The 14,503-nt window shown below is 66.9% G+C and carries 17 protein-coding genes; 9 read left to right on the forward strand and 8 right to left on the reverse strand.

The features are described from left to right. Window positions 1–7 precede the first annotated feature (7 nt). Window positions 8–898 carry an esterase/lipase family protein gene (locus tag FM069_RS14590; RefSeq protein WP_143489098.1) on the reverse strand — a complete coding sequence of 297 codons (891 nt, stop codon included), beginning with the start codon at window positions 896–898 and terminating at the stop codon, window positions 8–10. A gap of 118 nt (window positions 899–1,016) precedes the next feature. Here FM069_RS14590 and osmE point away from each other — a divergent pair, with 118 nt between their 5' ends. From osmE to FM069_RS14625, 7 genes are all read left to right on the forward strand, one after another. Then, the gene (osmE, locus tag FM069_RS14595; RefSeq protein WP_143489099.1) at window positions 1,017–1,364 is read left to right on the forward strand and encodes an osmotically-inducible lipoprotein OsmE; all 348 of its coding nucleotides are present in this window, start codon (window positions 1,017–1,019) and stop codon (window positions 1,362–1,364) included. Between the two features lie 243 nt (window positions 1,365–1,607). Further along, on the forward strand, window positions 1,608–2,021 hold the full coding sequence (locus FM069_RS14600; protein ID WP_143489100.1) for a hypothetical protein: 414 nt from the start codon (window positions 1,608–1,610) through the stop codon (window positions 2,019–2,021). A gap of 193 nt (window positions 2,022–2,214) precedes the next feature. Then, on the forward strand, window positions 2,215–2,850 hold the full coding sequence (locus tag FM069_RS14605; protein WP_143489101.1) for a TetR family transcriptional regulator: 636 nt from the start codon (window positions 2,215–2,217) through the stop codon (window positions 2,848–2,850). Window positions 2,851–3,021: 171 nt separating this feature from the next. Then, entirely contained in the window at window positions 3,022–3,522 is a 501-nt protein-coding gene (gene ureE, locus FM069_RS14610) for an urease accessory protein UreE (protein WP_143489102.1), read from the forward strand. Beyond that, on the forward strand, window positions 3,519–4,193 hold the full coding sequence (locus FM069_RS14615; RefSeq protein WP_143489103.1) for an urease accessory protein UreF: 675 nt from the start codon (window positions 3,519–3,521) through the stop codon (window positions 4,191–4,193). The genes ureE and FM069_RS14615 overlap by 4 nt, the downstream gene beginning before the upstream one ends. A gap of 17 nt (window positions 4,194–4,210) precedes the next feature. Then, a complete protein-coding gene (gene ureG / locus FM069_RS14620) occupies window positions 4,211–4,825 on the forward strand; it encodes an urease accessory protein UreG (RefSeq protein WP_143489104.1) in 615 nt (204 codons plus the stop codon). A gap of 53 nt (window positions 4,826–4,878) precedes the next feature. After that, window positions 4,879–5,451 (forward strand): HupE/UreJ family protein, encoded by a 573-nt coding sequence (locus tag FM069_RS14625; RefSeq protein WP_143489105.1) that lies wholly within the window; start codon window positions 4,879–4,881, stop codon window positions 5,449–5,451. Between the two features lie 40 nt (window positions 5,452–5,491). Here the strand turns inward: FM069_RS14625 and FM069_RS14630 are convergent, their stop codons facing one another. From FM069_RS14630 to azu, 7 genes are all read right to left on the reverse strand, one after another. Continuing rightward, window positions 5,492–6,256: an SDR family oxidoreductase gene (locus tag FM069_RS14630; RefSeq protein WP_143489106.1), complete on the reverse strand. Its 765-nt coding sequence runs from the start codon at window positions 6,254–6,256 to the stop codon at window positions 5,492–5,494. Between the two features lie 577 nt (window positions 6,257–6,833). Beyond that, window positions 6,834–7,547 (reverse strand): ABC transporter ATP-binding protein, encoded by a 714-nt coding sequence (locus tag FM069_RS14635; RefSeq protein ID WP_143489107.1) that lies wholly within the window; start codon window positions 7,545–7,547, stop codon window positions 6,834–6,836. Further along, on the reverse strand, window positions 7,544–8,419 hold the full coding sequence (locus FM069_RS14640; protein ID WP_143489108.1) for an ABC transporter ATP-binding protein: 876 nt from the start codon (window positions 8,417–8,419) through the stop codon (window positions 7,544–7,546). Before FM069_RS14640 ends, FM069_RS14635 begins: the two co-directional genes overlap by 4 nt. Beyond that, window positions 8,416–9,699 (reverse strand): high-affinity branched-chain amino acid ABC transporter permease LivM, encoded by a 1,284-nt coding sequence (gene livM, locus FM069_RS14645; protein WP_143489109.1) that lies wholly within the window; start codon window positions 9,697–9,699, stop codon window positions 8,416–8,418. Before livM ends, FM069_RS14640 begins: the two co-directional genes overlap by 4 nt. Window positions 9,700–9,702: 3 nt before the next feature. Continuing rightward, window positions 9,703–10,617, reverse strand: coding sequence for an ABC transporter permease subunit (locus FM069_RS14650; protein WP_143489110.1), 915 nt, complete (start codon window positions 10,615–10,617; stop codon window positions 9,703–9,705). Between the two features lie 136 nt (window positions 10,618–10,753). After that, window positions 10,754–11,863: a branched-chain amino acid ABC transporter substrate-binding protein gene (locus FM069_RS14655; RefSeq protein ID WP_143489111.1), complete on the reverse strand. Its 1,110-nt coding sequence runs from the start codon at window positions 11,861–11,863 to the stop codon at window positions 10,754–10,756. 412 nt (window positions 11,864–12,275) lie between these two features. After that, the gene (gene azu, locus FM069_RS14660; RefSeq protein WP_143489112.1) at window positions 12,276–12,725 is read right to left on the reverse strand and encodes an azurin; all 450 of its coding nucleotides are present in this window, start codon (window positions 12,723–12,725) and stop codon (window positions 12,276–12,278) included. Window positions 12,726–13,004: 279 nt separating this feature from the next. Between azu and FM069_RS14665 the strand changes: the two genes are divergently transcribed. Both FM069_RS14665 and FM069_RS14670 read left to right on the forward strand, forming a co-directional pair. After that, a complete protein-coding gene (locus FM069_RS14665) occupies window positions 13,005–13,634 on the forward strand; it encodes a transglycosylase SLT domain-containing protein (protein ID WP_143489113.1) in 630 nt (209 codons plus the stop codon). Then, window positions 13,631–14,221 (forward strand): hypothetical protein, encoded by a 591-nt coding sequence (locus tag FM069_RS14670; RefSeq protein WP_143489114.1) that lies wholly within the window; start codon window positions 13,631–13,633, stop codon window positions 14,219–14,221. The genes FM069_RS14665 and FM069_RS14670 overlap by 4 nt, the downstream gene beginning before the upstream one ends. Window positions 14,222–14,503: the final 282 nt, after the last annotated feature.

A 14,503-nucleotide genomic window follows, 5' to 3' on the forward strand; every position in this document is an offset into this window, starting at 1 on the left:
CCTCAGGTTACAGGCCGGCGTCGCGCAGGCGCGCGGCATGGGCGACGAACAGGGCCACCGGGTCGACGCCGAGGCCGACCGCGCCGAAACCCTGGTTGACGATGTCCAGGTGGTCCAGGGCATAGTCATCGCCGATCACCCGGCCCAGGCGGGCGCTGCTGCGGCCCACGAAACCATCGTTCTGGCCCGCGTCATCGCGGAAGGTCCGCGCCAGCAGGCGGCAGGCCAGCTGGGTAGGGTCCAGGCGGTTGCGCCCGCGGTCGCTGCGACCGGGCTGCAGGATGCCGGTCCAGGAGTAATAGCGAACACCCGCGACCTCCACGTCGCCCAGGGCATCCGGGGGCTCTTGCAGCCCTTGGGGAAAGCGGGCGTTGAAGGCGGCCACCCCGTCACGGGTCAGGCAACGCCTTGCCGCCCGGGCATCCTGGGGCAGCCGCGGGCCGGGGTCGCCCTGGTCCAGGGCGGCCAGGGCATGGGCGACGCCAAGGGCTGCGGCGTTCAGCAAGCGTTCCCGGGCGCTGCCTTCGGGCGCTTTACGTTGCAGGTAGTCCGCCAGCTCCGAGCCCCGGTTCGGACCGGCGACCGAGGTCACCGACGCCACCCACTCGGGCCGCTGAGCCGCTGCGTAGCGCGCAGTGAGCGCCCCCTGGCTGTGGCCGATCAAGTTGACCCGCTCCGCGCCACTGTGGCGGCGGATGGCCTCGATGCGGGTCAGCAACTGCTCGCCGCGCACGTCGCTGGTGTTCAGGCCGGAGACCCGCACCGGGTATACCTCGGCACCGGCTTCGCGGAGGGCGGCCTCGATGCCATACCAGTACGGGTAACCCGGCAACCGCACGAAACCCAGAAGGCCGGGCACCAGGACGAGGGGATAACGGGTTCGGGCAGCATGGGGCATGGGCGCACCTCCTAGGCTATGGACCGCCGGCCGCGGCAATCGCTCGGGTGCATTGCAGTCGAACTCCCGGCGCGCTTCGCGGATCAACATCGTGTGTCCACTCAACAAGGAAGCGACCATGTCCAAGCTCTCCCTCGCCACTCTCTTCGCCCTCGGCACCCTCACCCTGGCGGGCTGCGCCGGCAAACCGGAGAACCCGGTTGACCACTTCACCTACCGCGACGAACCGCTGGTGAAGCAGGTGGAAAAAGGCATGACCAAGGAGCGCGTCCTGGCCATCGGCGGCCCGGCTTCCTCTTCGGTGAAACGCACCTACCGCCCCGGTACCTGCAATAACTACATCCTGACCACCGACGGCCATCAACAGCCGTTCCACGTCAGCTTCGACGCCAACGGGCTGGTGGACCACACCGGCTTCATGACCTGCGCCCAGCGCGAAGAACGCGAGCGCGAGCTGCACCCCTGATGTCCGCGGCGCGGCCTCCCCGGCCGCGCCCACCCTTTTCCCCAACGTATCCCTCCTCTTTTTTTGTCCGTTCGATCAATAAAAATGCCATCACCTGAGTGCCAGGAAGCGCTCTGGGACGGGGCTTTCCGCAAAACAATCAACAATGTCGATTCTTACTATTCCCTATTCGCGCTTTTTCATCGATTTCCCTTGAGGGACCATAGCTCCGTACCCATTCAAGCCCCCACAAGGAGCCCCACGATGAAACGCACCCTTCTCGCCAGCCTGATCCTGGCCAGCCTTTCCACCGCCGCTTTTGCCCTGCCGCAGGACACCCTCCAGCCGGCCCCCGCTGAAGCCCACCGCAGCACCTTCGTTCAGGAACACGACCACAACAGCGATCACCGCGCCTTGCAGCGGGACGGCGTTCGCATTGCCGAAGACGGTTCCGACCGCACCCCGGGCGTCCGCATTGCTGAAGACGGTTCCGACCGTACCCCTGGCATCCGCGTTGCCGAAGATGGCTCCGACCGTACCCCGGGCATCCGCATTGCTGAAGACGGTTCTGACCGCACACCTGGCATCCGCATCGCCGAAGACGGTTCTGATCGCACCCCGGGCATCCGCATCGCCGAAGACGGTTCCGACCGCACCCCTGGGATCCGCACCGCCTGAAGCGGTGTCGATCGCCGATTGAAGGCCCGGCATCCGGCCTGACCTTCCGCCCGACCGCGAAGACCGGCTCCGCCGGCCTCGCGGTGAGCCTTGGGCCCCTCGCCCCGCAGCTCCCCCTCCTCTTCCGCCCCGTTCGACGCCGTCGAAGGCCATTTGCTAGAGTGGCGCGTCGTCGATCCGGATTCCGCGTGCCATGTCCCTTCGTGCCGAACAGAAACTGCAGACCCGGCAGGCCCTGATGGGTGCGGCCCGGGAGCTGATGGACAGCGGTCGGGGCTTCGGCAGCCTGAGCCTGCGGGAAGTGGCGCGGCGTGCGGGCATCGTACCCACCGGCTTCTATCGGCACTTTCAGGACATGGACGAATTGGGCCTGGCCCTGGTAGCGGAAGTGGGCGAGACCTTTCGCGAAACGCTGCGCCAGGTGCGGCGCAACGAGTTCGAACTGGGCGGCCTGGTGGAAGCCAGCACCCGCATCTTCCTCGACGCGGTGAGCGCCAACCGCGCGCAGTTCCTGTTCCTCGCCCGCGAGCAGTACGGTGGCTCGCAGCCCGTTCGCCAAGCCATCGCCGCGCTGCGCCAGCGCATTACCGATGACCTGGCGGCCGACCTCAAGCTGATGAACCGCCTGCCACACCTGGACGAAGCCGCCCTTGGCGTGCTGTCCGACCTGGTGGTGAAGACCGTCTTCGCCACCCTGCCGGAGCTCATCGACCCGCCGGATGCGCACCTGCCCACGCACCTGGCCGCGGCCGCCAAGATCACCCAACAGCTGCGCTTCATCTTCGTCGGTGGCAAGCACTGGTCGGGCATCGGCCGTCCCGACGCCTGACGCACCAGCGCGGTGCGCGACCGCCCGGCCGTGCACCCAAAAAACCTGACCGGACGATCAAATTCGGTGGCATGCTGTGCGGCGCGCCGCGAGCCGTGGCGCCGCGCCTGATTGGCAAGCCCCTTGCTCTACACTCCAGCCCGTCCTCCCGACCGACATGGAACGCGTCTCATGCTGGTGATCCGCCACCGTCTCGCACCCCAGCCCACCTGGGATGCCGAACTGCACCTGACCTACGACGCCCGCAGCAAGAGTCGGCTGCGCTGCTTCAGCCACGCCGGCGAGGACGTCGGCCTGTTCCTCGAACGCGGCCAGCCGCCGCTGCATGACGGCGAATGCCTGCAAGCGGAAGACGGCCGGATCGTCGTGGTGCGGGCCCAGGCCGAGCGCCTGCTGCACATCACCTGCGCCAGCGCCTTCGAACTGACCCGCGCGGCCTACCATCTGGGGAACCGCCACGTGGCGCTGCAAATCGGCGACGGCTGGCTGCGGCTGCTGGACGATTACGTGCTGCAGGCCATGCTGGAACAGCTGGGTGCCCAGGTGGAGACCCTGGAGGCGCCGTTCCAGCCGGAACACGGGGCCTACGGCGGCGGCCACCACCATTCCCATGCCGGCGAGGCGGAATTCAGCTACGCGCCGCGCCTGCACCAGTTCGGCGTGCGCCGATGAACCCGGCGTGGGCGCTGCTGCGCCTGGCCAGCCCGCAGCTGCCCATCGGCGGCTACAGCTACTCCCAGGGGCTGGAGATGGCCGTCGAACAAGGCCGAGTGGCCGATGCCGAAGGCGCCCGTCGCTGGATCGCCGACCAGCTCCAATTCAACCTGGCGCGCTTCGAGGCGCCCCTGCTGTTCGCCCATTGCCTCGCCGCCGAAGCGGCGGACTGGCCAGCCCTGCAGGCACTCGCCGCCCGCCACCGGGCCAGCCGCGAAACCCGCGAGCTGCACCTGGAAAGCCGGCAGATGGGTTATTCCCTGCAGCAGTTGCTGGCCGACCTGCCGGAGCTGGACGAGCCGGCCCGCGCCGCCTTCGCCCGCCTGGAAGAGCCCGGCCTGCCGGTGGCCTGGGCCCTGGCCGCCCGCGCCTGGTCCATCGCTCCTGCCGATGCCCTGGCCGCCTGGCTGTGGGGCTGGCTGGAGAACCAGTTGGCGGTGCTGATGAAGACCCTGCCCCTGGGGCAGCAGGCGGCCCAGCGGCTGACCAGCGCCCTGCTGCCCACCTTGCAGGCCGCCCAGGCGACTGCCCAGACCCTCGAACCCGCCCACTGGGGCACGGCCGCCTTCGGCCTGGCCCTGGCGAGCATGGCGCACGAGCGCCAGTACAGCCGTTTGTTCAGATCCTAGGAAAAGGAGCCCCACAGATGAACAGCCAACCCCTGCGCGTCGGTATCGGCGGCCCGGTCGGTTCCGGCAAGACCGCCCTGACCCTGGCGCTGTGCCGCGCCCTGCGCGACCGCTACAACCTGGCCGTGGTGACCAACGACATCTACACCCAGGAGGACGCCCAGTTCCTGGTGCGCAACGACGCCCTGGCGCCGGAGCGGATCATCGGCGTGGAGACCGGCGGCTGCCCCCATACAGCGATCCGCGAGGATGCCTCCATCAACCTGGAGGCGGTGGACCAGCTCAACCGGCGCTTCCCCGGCCTGGAGCTGATCATCGTCGAATCCGGTGGCGACAACCTGTCCGCCACCTTCAGCCCGGAGCTGTCCGACCTGACCCTCTACGTGATCGACGTCTCCGCCGGCGACAAGCTGCCCCGCAAGGGCGGGCCGGGCATCTGCAAGTCGGACCTGCTGGTGATCAACAAGGTGGACCTGGCGCCGCTGGTGGGCGCGTCCCTGGAGGTGATGGACCGCGACGCGCGGAAGATGCGCGGCGACAAGCCGTTCGTGTTCAGCAACCAGAAGACCGGCCAGGGCCTGGACCGGATCATCGCCTTCATCGAACACCAAGGCCTGCTGGGCGCTGCCTGAGCCCTCCCGTCGCGCCGCCGGCTGCGGCGCCCCACCCCTCTGGAGTCCCCGCCATGAAACGTTCCACCGCATTGCTCGCCTTCGCCACCCTGCTGGGCCCGACCCTGGCCTTCGCCCATCCGGGCCACGACAGCACCGGCCTGCTGGCCGGGGTCGCCCACCCCCTGACCGGCCTGGACCACCTGCTGGCCATGCTGGCAGTGGGGCTGTGGGCGGCCCAGCAGCAGGGCGCCGCCCGCTGGGCGCTGCCGGCCACCTTCGTCGGCAGCATGTTGGTGGGCGGCCTGCTGGGCTTTTCCGGGGTGGCCTTGCCGTTCCTGGAGACCGACATCGCTGCCTCGGTGCTGGCCCTGGGCCTGCTGGTGGCCCTGGCGGTGCGTCCGCCCCTGGCGCTCGCCCTGGGCCTGACCGCGCTGTTCGCCGTGGCCCACGGCACCGCCCACGGCCTGGAACTGCCGGACCTGGCCAGCCCGTGGACCTTCGCCGCCGGCTTCGTCGCCGCCACCGCCGCCCTGCACGCAGCCGGTTATGGGGTGGTTCGGGTCCTGCCCCGCGCCGCCGCGCCGCTGGTGCGGCTGGCAGGCGCGGTCTCGGCCGTCATCGGCGCCTGGATGCTGGCCGGCTGACACCACGGGCCCGACCCGTTTCAGCGGGCCGGGCCTGGCGTCACCCGCGGGTGCGGTCCACGGCGAACCCGGCCCAGGTCTGGCTGACCGGCATCAGTTCGAGGCTGTTGATGTTGATGTGGGCCGGCTGGTTGAGAATCCAGTACACGGTCTCGGCGATATCCGCCGGCTGGATCGGCTCGGCGCCGGCATAGGTGGCGTCGTAGCGGGCCTGGTCGCCATCGAAGCGCACCAGGGAGAATTCGCTCTCGCACATCCCCGGCTCCAGGTCGGTGACCCGCACCCCGGTGCCCACCAGGTCGTTGCGCAGGTTCAGCGAGAATTGCCGGACAAAGGCCTTGGTGGCGCCGTAGACGTGGCTGCCCGGGTACGGCCAGTGCCCCGCCACCGAGCCCAGGTTGACGATCCCGGCGCCGCGCCCGTAGGCGATCAGCCGGGACAGCAGCAAGCGCGTACTGTACATCAGGCCCTTGATGTTGGTGTCCACCATGGTGTCCCAGTCGTCCAGGTCGCAGGACGGCGCAGGGTCGGTGCCCAAGGCCAGCCCGGCATTGTTGATCAGCCCCCGCAGCCGCGCGAAACGCTCCGGCAACCCCGCTACCGCGGCCTCCATGGCCGCCCGGTCGCGCACGTCCACCACCAGCGGCAGCACCGCGGTCTTCGCCGAGAGTTCTTCCGCCAGCGCCTGCAGGCGCTCCGCGCGGCGGCCGGTGATCACCAGGGACCAGCCGGCCTCGGCGAAACGGCGGGCGCAGGCTTCGCCGAACCCGGACGTGGCGCCGGTGATGAACAGGGTTGCGGGCATGTCAGTTCTCCTCGATCGAGTGTCGGCGGCCGCGCCACGGGCTTCGTCGGCACGGCCGGAAGATGGCCAGCGGCAAGCGTACCCGATCTGCAGCGCCCGCGTGGTCGCCAGCCTGGCTGAAAAACGTACGGGACGCCCGTGGCCCCGGTTACCGGGCCCGACCGTCGAATGCCCCCAGGTTGTCCACAACCGGCGCACACCCCGACCCACAGCATCCGTGGACAACTCAGCGAGCCTCATAGGAGCTGCTAAGTCGCACTGCTCACCAGGGTCCACCGCTCAAACGCTGGCCAGCCTGTTCCAGGCCCCGCGCCGCCTGGGCGCCAGCCGTCGCTCCCCGTGCTTTCCACAGAGTTATCCCCAGGTCGCGTGGACAATTCCTGCCCAGAGCCACGAGCAGCTGGAGATCGCTAAGTGTCTGATTAGGTGGGCAGAAAGCCGATATGAGCGTTTTTCGAGCGGATGACTGGAGGCCGCGCAGGCGTTGGCCTGTAGCAGGCTGTCTCCATCTTATCCACAAGGACATCCACACGAACAGTGGAAGAAGGCCGGGACGGGCGTCCCGGCCGAAAAGCGGTCAGTGACCGCCGAGATAGGCGCTGCGCACGTCCTCGTTGCCGAGCAGTTCCTGACCGGTGCCGGTCATGCGGATCTCGCCGGTGACCATCACGTAGGCGCGGTCCGAAAGGCGCAGGGCGTGGTTGGCGTTCTGCTCCACCAGGAAGATGGTCATGCCGCTCTTCGCCAACTCCCGCAGGGTCTGGAAGATCTGCTTCACCACGATGGGCGCCAGGCCCAGGCTCGGCTCGTCCAGCAGCAGCAGGCGCGGGCGGCTCATGAGCGCCCGGGCGATGGCGAGCATCTGCTGCTCGCCCCCGGACATGGTCATGGCCCGCTGGTTGCGCCGCTCCTTCAGCCGCGGGAAGAGGTCGAACATCCGTTGCATGTCCTCGTCGGCGTGCTTCATGCCCACCGGAATGGTGCCCATCAGCAGGTTTTCCTCGACGCTCATGTCAGGGAACACCCGCCGCCCTTCCGGCGACTGGGCGATGCCATGGGAGGCCACGTAGTCGGCCGACTTGCGGGTGATGTCGACGCCGCTGTAGACGATCTGCCCGGCGCTGGCCCGGGGCTGGCCGAAGATCGACATCAGCAGGGTGGACTTGCCCGCGCCGTTGGCGCCGATCAGGCTGACCGTCTCGCCCTCGTGGATGTGCAGCGAGACCTTCTTCAGCGCCTGGATCGGCCCGTAGTGGACGTCGACGTCCTTGAATTCGAGCAGGGCGCTCATGCCACTTCCTCCTCATCGGCACCCAGGTAGGCGGCGATGACCTTGGGATCGTTACGGACCTGTTCGGGAGTACCCTCGGCGATCAGCGCGCCGTGGTCGAGCACGATCACCTGGTCGGAGATGCTCATCACCATGCCCATGTCGTGCTCGATCAGCAGCACGGTGATCCGGTGCTCGTCCCGCAGGCGACGGATGATGGCGCTCAGGCGCTCGGTCTCGGCCGGGTTGAGGCCGGCGGCCGGCTCGTCCAGGCAGACGATCTCCGGCCGGGTGCACATGGCCCGGGCGATCTCCAGGCGGCGCTGCTGACCGTAGGAGAGTTCGCCGGCGAGGCGGTTGGCGTGCTCCACCAGGTCCACCACTTCCAGCCAGTAGAAGGCGGTGTCCAAGGCCTTTTCCTCGGCCCGGCGATAGGCCGGGGTGTTGAGCACGCCGGCCACCAGGTTGCGGTTGACCCACATGTGCTGGGCCACCAGCAGGTTCTCCACCACCGACATCTCGCGGAACAGCCGGATGTTCTGAAAGGTGCGCGCCAGGCCGGCACGGTTCACCAGGTGGGTACCACCGAACATCTTGTAACGCAGGCGGCTGAGGAAGCTCGGCGGCGACACGAAGTCATGGAGCTGGAACGGCTCGCCCATCACCTGGCCCACGTCGGTGGGCTGCTCACGGGTATCCAGCACGATGTGGCCGTCAGTGGCCTTGTAGAAGCCGGTCAGGCAGTTGAACACCGTGGTCTTGCCGGCGCCATTGGGCCCGATCAGGGCGGAGATGGAATGTCGCTCGATGGCGAAGCTGACGTCGTTCAGGGCGCGGATGCCGCCGAACTGCATCATCAGGTGTTCGACGGAGAGGATGACGTCGCGGCTCATGGCGCCACCCCCTTGCGGATCGCGACACCGGTGCGGCTGATCCGCACCAGGCCCCTGGGCCGCCAGATCATCATCAGCACCATGACGATGCCGAACAGCAGCACGCGGTACTCGGCGAAGCTGCGCAGCAGCTCCGGCGCGACGGTCAGCACGAAGGCCGCGATCACCACGCCCAGGGTCGAGCCCATGCCGCCCAGCACCACGATGGCGAGGATCAGCGCCGACTCGAAGAAGGTGAACGAAGACGGATCGATGAAGCCCTGCTTGGTGGCGAAGAACACCCCGGCGATACCCGCCACGGCGGCGCCCATCATGAACGCCGAGAGCTTCACCAGTACGTGGTTGAGGCCCATGGCGCGGCAGGCGATTTCGTCCTCGCGCAGCGCTTCCCAGGCCCGGCCGATGGGCATGCGGGTCAGCCGGTGCTTGATGTACAGGACGATCAGCACCATCACGAACAGGGCGACGAAGGTGAAGATCAGGGTCGCGTTGGGGTTGTAGGCCACCCCCAGCCACTCATGGATCGGGACGTGCCCCTGCTCCTTGGCCCGTCGACCGAACTCCAGGCCGAACAGGGTCGGGCCGGGAACCGGTACGCCGTTGGGGCCCTTGGTGAACTCCATCCAGTTGTTCAGCACCAGGCGGATGATCTCGCCGAAGCCCAGGGTGACGATGGCCAGGTAGTCGCCATGCATGCGCAGCACCGGGAAGCCCAGTAGCGCGCCGGCGCAGGCGGCCAGGATCACCACCATCGGCAGCGCCGACCAGAAGCCCAGGCCGAGGTACTGGTAGCCCAGGGCCAGGCCATAGGCGCCGATGGCGTAGAACCCGACGAAGCCCAGGTCCAGCAGACCAGCCAGCCCCACCACGATGTTCAGGCCCAGACCCAGCAGCACGTAGATCAGGCCGAGGATCACCACCGAGAGCAGGTACTTGTTGGCGAAGAACGGGAAGGCGATGGCCAGCAGCACCACCACCGGGATGACGAAGCGCAGCATCGACTTGTGGTCGGGCGGCAGCACGTGCACGCCGCCCGACGGCGAGGCGAACGAGTCGGCGACGCGGCGGCCTGCAGAAGTCTGCAGGAACAGGCTGAGGCAGAAACGGCCGAGCATCACCGCCGCCACCAGCCAGGCGACACGCACCGGTTGCAGGGTGAAGTCGTAACCCTGCAGCACCACGCCGACGATCGGGCCGAACACGATCAGCGCCACCAGGCCGGCCAGAATGGTATCGATCAGGCACCGCTTGAAATCGATCGAGGATTCTTTAACCGACATCGCTTACACCTTCGCTACATGGGGTCTGCCCATGAGCCCTTGGGGACGGAAGATCAGGATCATGACCAGCAGGGAGAAGGAGAACACGTCCTTGAAGTCGGAATTCACCAGCCCGGAGAACTGCGCCTCGGCAATGCCGAGGATCATTCCGCCGAGCATCGCGCCGGGCAGCGAGCCGATGCCGCCGAGCACCGCGGCGGTGAACGCCTTGATGCCGATGATGAAGCCCGCATAGAAGTCGAAGGTGCCGTAGTTCATGGTGATCAGCACGCCGGCCAGGGCAGCCATGGACGCGCCGATGACGAACACGTAGGAGATCACCCGGTCGGTGTTGATGCCGAGGATCGAGGCCATCTTGCGGTCCTGCTGGGTGGCACGGCACATGCGGCCCAGCTTGGTGCGCTGGATCACGTAGGTGAGCACGCCCATGCCCAGCAGCGACACGACGATGATGAACAGCTTGGTGTAGGTGAGCTGCACGTAGCCGGTGCCGACGTGAAACTTGATGATGCCGTCCAGCAGGGTGGGCACGCCCTGCTGGCGGGCGCCCTGGGCGATCTGCACGTAGTTCTGCAGGATCAGCGACATGCCGATGGCGCTGATCAGCGGCGCCAGGCGGGTGGAGTTGCGCAGCGGCTTGTAGGCGATGCGCTCGATGGTCCAGCCGTAGACGCCGGTGATCACGATGGTGAACACCAGGGTGCCGAGGATCAGCAGCGGGAACGACTGGACGCCGAAGAAGGCCAGCACGGCCAGGCCGATGGCCGCGAGGTAGGCGGAGATCATGTACACGTCGCCGTGGGCGAAGTTGATCATGCCGATGATGCCGTAGACCATCGTGTAACCGATGGCGATCAGCCCATAGACGGACCCGAGGGTCAGCCCGTTGATCAGCTGTTGCAGGAAAATACCGTCCATGAAGTCATTCTCATAGGCGTAGGGAAGAACGGCGGCGCGCCGGCGACCGACCCGCCTCGTGAGCGGGCCGGTCGCGACACGGCCGGGAACGGCGACGGCGGGATGCCCGAAGGCGATCCCGCGTCAGGAGAGCGGTTTACTTCTGGTGGTATTTGCCTTGGTCGTCCCACTCGTACATCACGTAGTCGGAGACTTTCAGGTCGCCTTTCTTGTCCCACTCCTTCTTGCCCATGACGGTTTCCACCGGATTGCTCTTCAGCCAGGCGCTGGCGGCCGCGCCTTCGGTGCTGCCGGCGCCCTTGAAGGCAGCGGCCACGGCCTGCATGGAAGCGTAGGAGTACAGGGTGTAGCCCTCGGGCTCGTAACCGCTGCTGCGGAATTTCTCGATCACCGCCTTGCCGTCGGCGATCAACCGCGGGTCGGCGCCGAAGGTCATCAGCACGCCCTTGGTGTACTGCGGGCCGCCAGCGGTGGTGACCAGTTCGTCGGTGACCACGCCATCGCCGGAGATGAACTTGGCGTTCACGCCCTGCTCGCGCATCTGCCGGACCAGCGGGCCGGCCTCGGGGTGCAGGCCGCCGAAGTACACCACTTCGGCGCCGGAGGAACGGATCTTGGTGACCAGGGCGTTGAAGTCCTTCTCACCGCGGGTCAGGCCCTCGTAGAGCACCTCCTTGATGCCGCGCTTGGCCAGCTGCGCCTTGGTGGCGTCGGCCAGGCCCTGGCCGTAGGTGTCCTTGTCGTGGACGATGGCGACCTTGGTGGCCTTGAGCACGTCGACGATATAGTCGCCAGCGACGATGCCCTGTTGGTCGTCACGGCCGCACATGCGGAATTCGCCGTTCAGGCCGCGCTCGGTCACTTGCGGGTTGGTGGACGCCGGGGTGATGGAGATGATGCCGGCCTCGTCGTAGATCTCCGAGGCGGGGATGGTGGAGGACGAGCAGAAGTGGCCGATCACCGCCACCGCCTTGTCGGAGTCCACCAGCCGGTTGGCCACGGCCACGGCCTGCTTCGGCTCGCAGGCGTCGTCGCCTTTCACCAGCTTGATCTTCTCGCCATTGATACCGCCGGCCGCGTTGATGTCATTGGCCGCCTGCTCGGCGCCCCGCCACAACTGTTCCCCGAACGCTGCGTTGCCGCCGGTGAGCGGAGCGGCGACGGCGACGACGATATCGGCATGGGCGAAGCCCATGGCGGTGGACACTGCGAGAGCCAGAAAGCCTTTCTGAAGAATCTTCGACATGCAGCATGCTCCGAGGGGAGTTATAGGTATTGGCCCCCGTGCAACAGCAAGGCTTATGCCAGTCTTTTTGCGCGGGGCTCCAGCCCCTTCAAAAGTAGTTTCCAGTTAAAAAAACGTCGCTTTTGCGTAGACTTTCCCGACGACCCGTGGGCCGACTGTTTTCCGCGACTGATCTGTAACGCCCCACTCGGGGCACTGATCTTTACTTTCTGTAACGCCTGCGCCCCGTTTTCCCAAAAAGCGCCAGCCTGGTGCAGGCACCGTATCGAGCGCCTCGTAATGGCGCATCGACCGGTTATTCCCCCTGTTCAACGGGTGGCCCGAACGGCCGTTGCAGCGCCAAAGGAATCGCCGTGCCCCAAAACGAAACGCCCCAGACAAGGCCGGGGCATCTGGCGAAGCGGGCGAACGGTCAGTCGACCAGTTTCACCGCACCTTTCATCATCGAGGAGTGCCCCGGGAAGGAGCAGAAGAACTGGTAGTCCTCGCCGGCCTGCAGCTTGGATACGTCGAAGGTCACGGAATCGGACTCGCCGCCACCGATGAGCTTGGTGTGGGCGATGACACGGGCGTCGTCGGCCTTCAGGTAGTTGTTGTCCACGCCGGCGCTCATGCCGTCCGTGGTGATGCCGGCCATGTCGGACGTCTTGCTCAGCACCCAGTTGTGGCCCATCACGTTCTTCGGCAGCTTGCCGTCGTGGGTGAGCTTGACGGTGAAGGTCTTGCAGCTCTTGCTGATGTCGATGGCCTTGGTGGTATAGGACATCTGGTCGGTGGAATGCACCTCGACCTCGCATTCGGCGGCCAGGACCGGCAGGCTGGCGGCGGCCAGCACGGATGCGACGATGAGCTTGCGAATCATTGGATGTCTCCTTGGCAGATTGGCATACGTAGCCGTATTCCAGACTGCCTGATAAGCGGCGCGGTTCCCAGTGGTTGCGGCAACGAGACGCAGGCGCCGAACCCGACCGGGACACCGTTCGGCTCGTCCGTCGCGGCGCCCCCGGCTTGTGTGACGCCGGTCTGCTAATCGACAGGCGAGGCTGGCGTCCCGCCCGGATTTTGCCAATAGTGGGACCTTTCGCGCGCCAGGCCCATGCCGCGGCCGGTCGCGCCTCCCGTGACAAGCCAGGAAGACAGCATGACCGGCTACCGCATTCCCGGACCGACCTGCGCCACGCGCAGCGGCGCCATCGACAGCGGCACCCTGTGCCGCTCCCTCAGTCCCGCCCCCGGCCCGGTGGGCAGCCAGGGCTCCGGCGAAGGCATCGACCGCACTAGCCCCGCGGATCGGGCACGCCTGCAGGAAATCCGCCGCCTCGTGACGGCCAACAACCGTTCCACGCTGGATAACGACCTGATCATCTGCCAGATCTACATGGAGTCGCGCTTCGACGCCATGGCCAAGGCTCCCGGCAGCAGTGCCAAGGGGCTGATGCAGATGACCCTGGCCGCGGTGAAGCAGGTCTACCAGACCCGCAAGGAAAAGGAGCTCAAGCACAAGATCCGCGACAAGGCCGAGTTCGAAGCCTGCATGGCCGAAGGCAAGGCAATGCACTCCAGCGCGCTGATCTTCGACGAAGCCACCAACATCCAATTGGGCACCGAATACATGCAGTACTGCGTCGACAGCGCCGGCTCTGTGGAAGATGGCTACAAGCAGTACCGTGGCCTGCGCAATGGCGTCTACTACGCCAAGATCAGCCTGGCGGCCACCCGCCTGCGGGCCCGGCCGGACTCCATGCAACCGCTCTACGATACCCTCAAATGAAGATGCGCCCCTGGCTCGCCTCCGTCCTGCTGGGAACCCTGGCCCTCGCGGCCCGGGCCGACCAGCCCCCCTACCCGGGCAAGGAGGCGCCGCCTCGCTCGGTGCTCGCCTGCACCATGGTCGATGGCAGCCGGGCGGCGCTGCTGGGCCAGCCCGACGGCTATGACCGGGAAACCCCGCTGCTGGACATCGATGGCGAGACCCGACCAGCGTTTCAGGACATGCCGGCCATCGAGTACGTCGGCCATGAGCTGTCCGCCCAGTGCCTTGGCAACACCCTGTTCTTCGTCTACGAGAGCGCCTCCCCGTATCTCAAGGGCGCGGTGGTCCGGAAGAACCCCGCCACCCATAAAACCGAAGTCCTGATCTTCGCGGAGAAGGCCACGCCGCGCTGGCTCTACCTGGGCCGCGATGGAATGCTGGCGGTGATTCCGAACCAGGGTTACGAAAGCGACAAGCAGTACCTCGTCTACCACTTTCCCACCCCTGCGGAGGGCGTCGAAGAACCCGCCGTCAGCGACGTCCTTCCCGCCCGGGACGGTTATGACGTGATGGAGATCGAGCAAATCCATAGCGAAGACGAGTGAGTGCACCGGCTCGGCCACCGACCAAGCGGGCCGGCCTGCCACCAGCCAATTCGGGATGTACCGTACGCCTCAGGCAATGCATACCAGGCTCACCACGCGTGTGCCCAAGAGACGCTAAGAAGACGGCTTGCATCAATCCCTGCGCGACTCCATTCCCCGCAACTGTCCTTGTTCGAAGAACGCCATGCCCAAACCGCTGCTGCACCTTGTTTTCCTGCTGCCACTCGTATGCGGCCTGCCTGCGCTGTCTGCGGAGAGGCTCATCACCTGCACACTGGGCGA

The organism is Pseudomonas mangiferae (assembly GCF_007109405.1).
Lineage (GTDB): Bacteria > Pseudomonadota > Gammaproteobacteria > Pseudomonadales > Pseudomonadaceae > Pseudomonas_T > Pseudomonas_T mangiferae.

What these genes read in the sequence shown, in the direction of transcription:
- FM069_RS14590 (WP_143489098.1), bottom strand. Translation starts at nt 898, where the DNA reads ATGCCCCATGCTGCCCGAACCCGTTATCCCCTCGTCCTGGTGCCCGGC.
- osmE (WP_143489099.1), top strand. Translation starts at nt 1,017, where the DNA reads ATGTCCAAGCTCTCCCTCGCCACTCTCTTCGCCCTCGGCACCCTCACC.
- FM069_RS14600 (WP_143489100.1), top strand. Translation starts at nt 1,608, where the DNA reads ATGAAACGCACCCTTCTCGCCAGCCTGATCCTGGCCAGCCTTTCCACC.
- FM069_RS14605 (WP_143489101.1), top strand. Translation starts at nt 2,215, where the DNA reads ATGTCCCTTCGTGCCGAACAGAAACTGCAGACCCGGCAGGCCCTGATG.
- ureE (WP_143489102.1), top strand. Translation starts at nt 3,022, where the DNA reads ATGCTGGTGATCCGCCACCGTCTCGCACCCCAGCCCACCTGGGATGCC.
- FM069_RS14615 (WP_143489103.1), top strand. Translation starts at nt 3,519, where the DNA reads ATGAACCCGGCGTGGGCGCTGCTGCGCCTGGCCAGCCCGCAGCTGCCC.
- ureG (WP_143489104.1), top strand. Translation starts at nt 4,211, where the DNA reads ATGAACAGCCAACCCCTGCGCGTCGGTATCGGCGGCCCGGTCGGTTCC.
- FM069_RS14625 (WP_143489105.1), top strand. Translation starts at nt 4,879, where the DNA reads ATGAAACGTTCCACCGCATTGCTCGCCTTCGCCACCCTGCTGGGCCCG.
- FM069_RS14630 (WP_143489106.1), bottom strand. Translation starts at nt 6,256, where the DNA reads ATGCCCGCAACCCTGTTCATCACCGGCGCCACGTCCGGGTTCGGCGAA.
- FM069_RS14635 (WP_143489107.1), bottom strand. Translation starts at nt 7,547, where the DNA reads ATGAGCGCCCTGCTCGAATTCAAGGACGTCGACGTCCACTACGGGCCG.
- FM069_RS14640 (WP_143489108.1), bottom strand. Translation starts at nt 8,419, where the DNA reads ATGAGCCGCGACGTCATCCTCTCCGTCGAACACCTGATGATGCAGTTC.
- livM (WP_143489109.1), bottom strand. Translation starts at nt 9,699, where the DNA reads ATGTCGGTTAAAGAATCCTCGATCGATTTCAAGCGGTGCCTGATCGAT.
- FM069_RS14650 (WP_143489110.1), bottom strand. Translation starts at nt 10,617, where the DNA reads ATGGACGGTATTTTCCTGCAACAGCTGATCAACGGGCTGACCCTCGGG.
- FM069_RS14655 (WP_143489111.1), bottom strand. Translation starts at nt 11,863, where the DNA reads ATGTCGAAGATTCTTCAGAAAGGCTTTCTGGCTCTCGCAGTGTCCACC.
- azu (WP_143489112.1), bottom strand. Translation starts at nt 12,725, where the DNA reads ATGATTCGCAAGCTCATCGTCGCATCCGTGCTGGCCGCCGCCAGCCTG.
- FM069_RS14665 (WP_143489113.1), top strand. Translation starts at nt 13,005, where the DNA reads ATGACCGGCTACCGCATTCCCGGACCGACCTGCGCCACGCGCAGCGGC.
- FM069_RS14670 (WP_143489114.1), top strand. Translation starts at nt 13,631, where the DNA reads ATGAAGATGCGCCCCTGGCTCGCCTCCGTCCTGCTGGGAACCCTGGCC.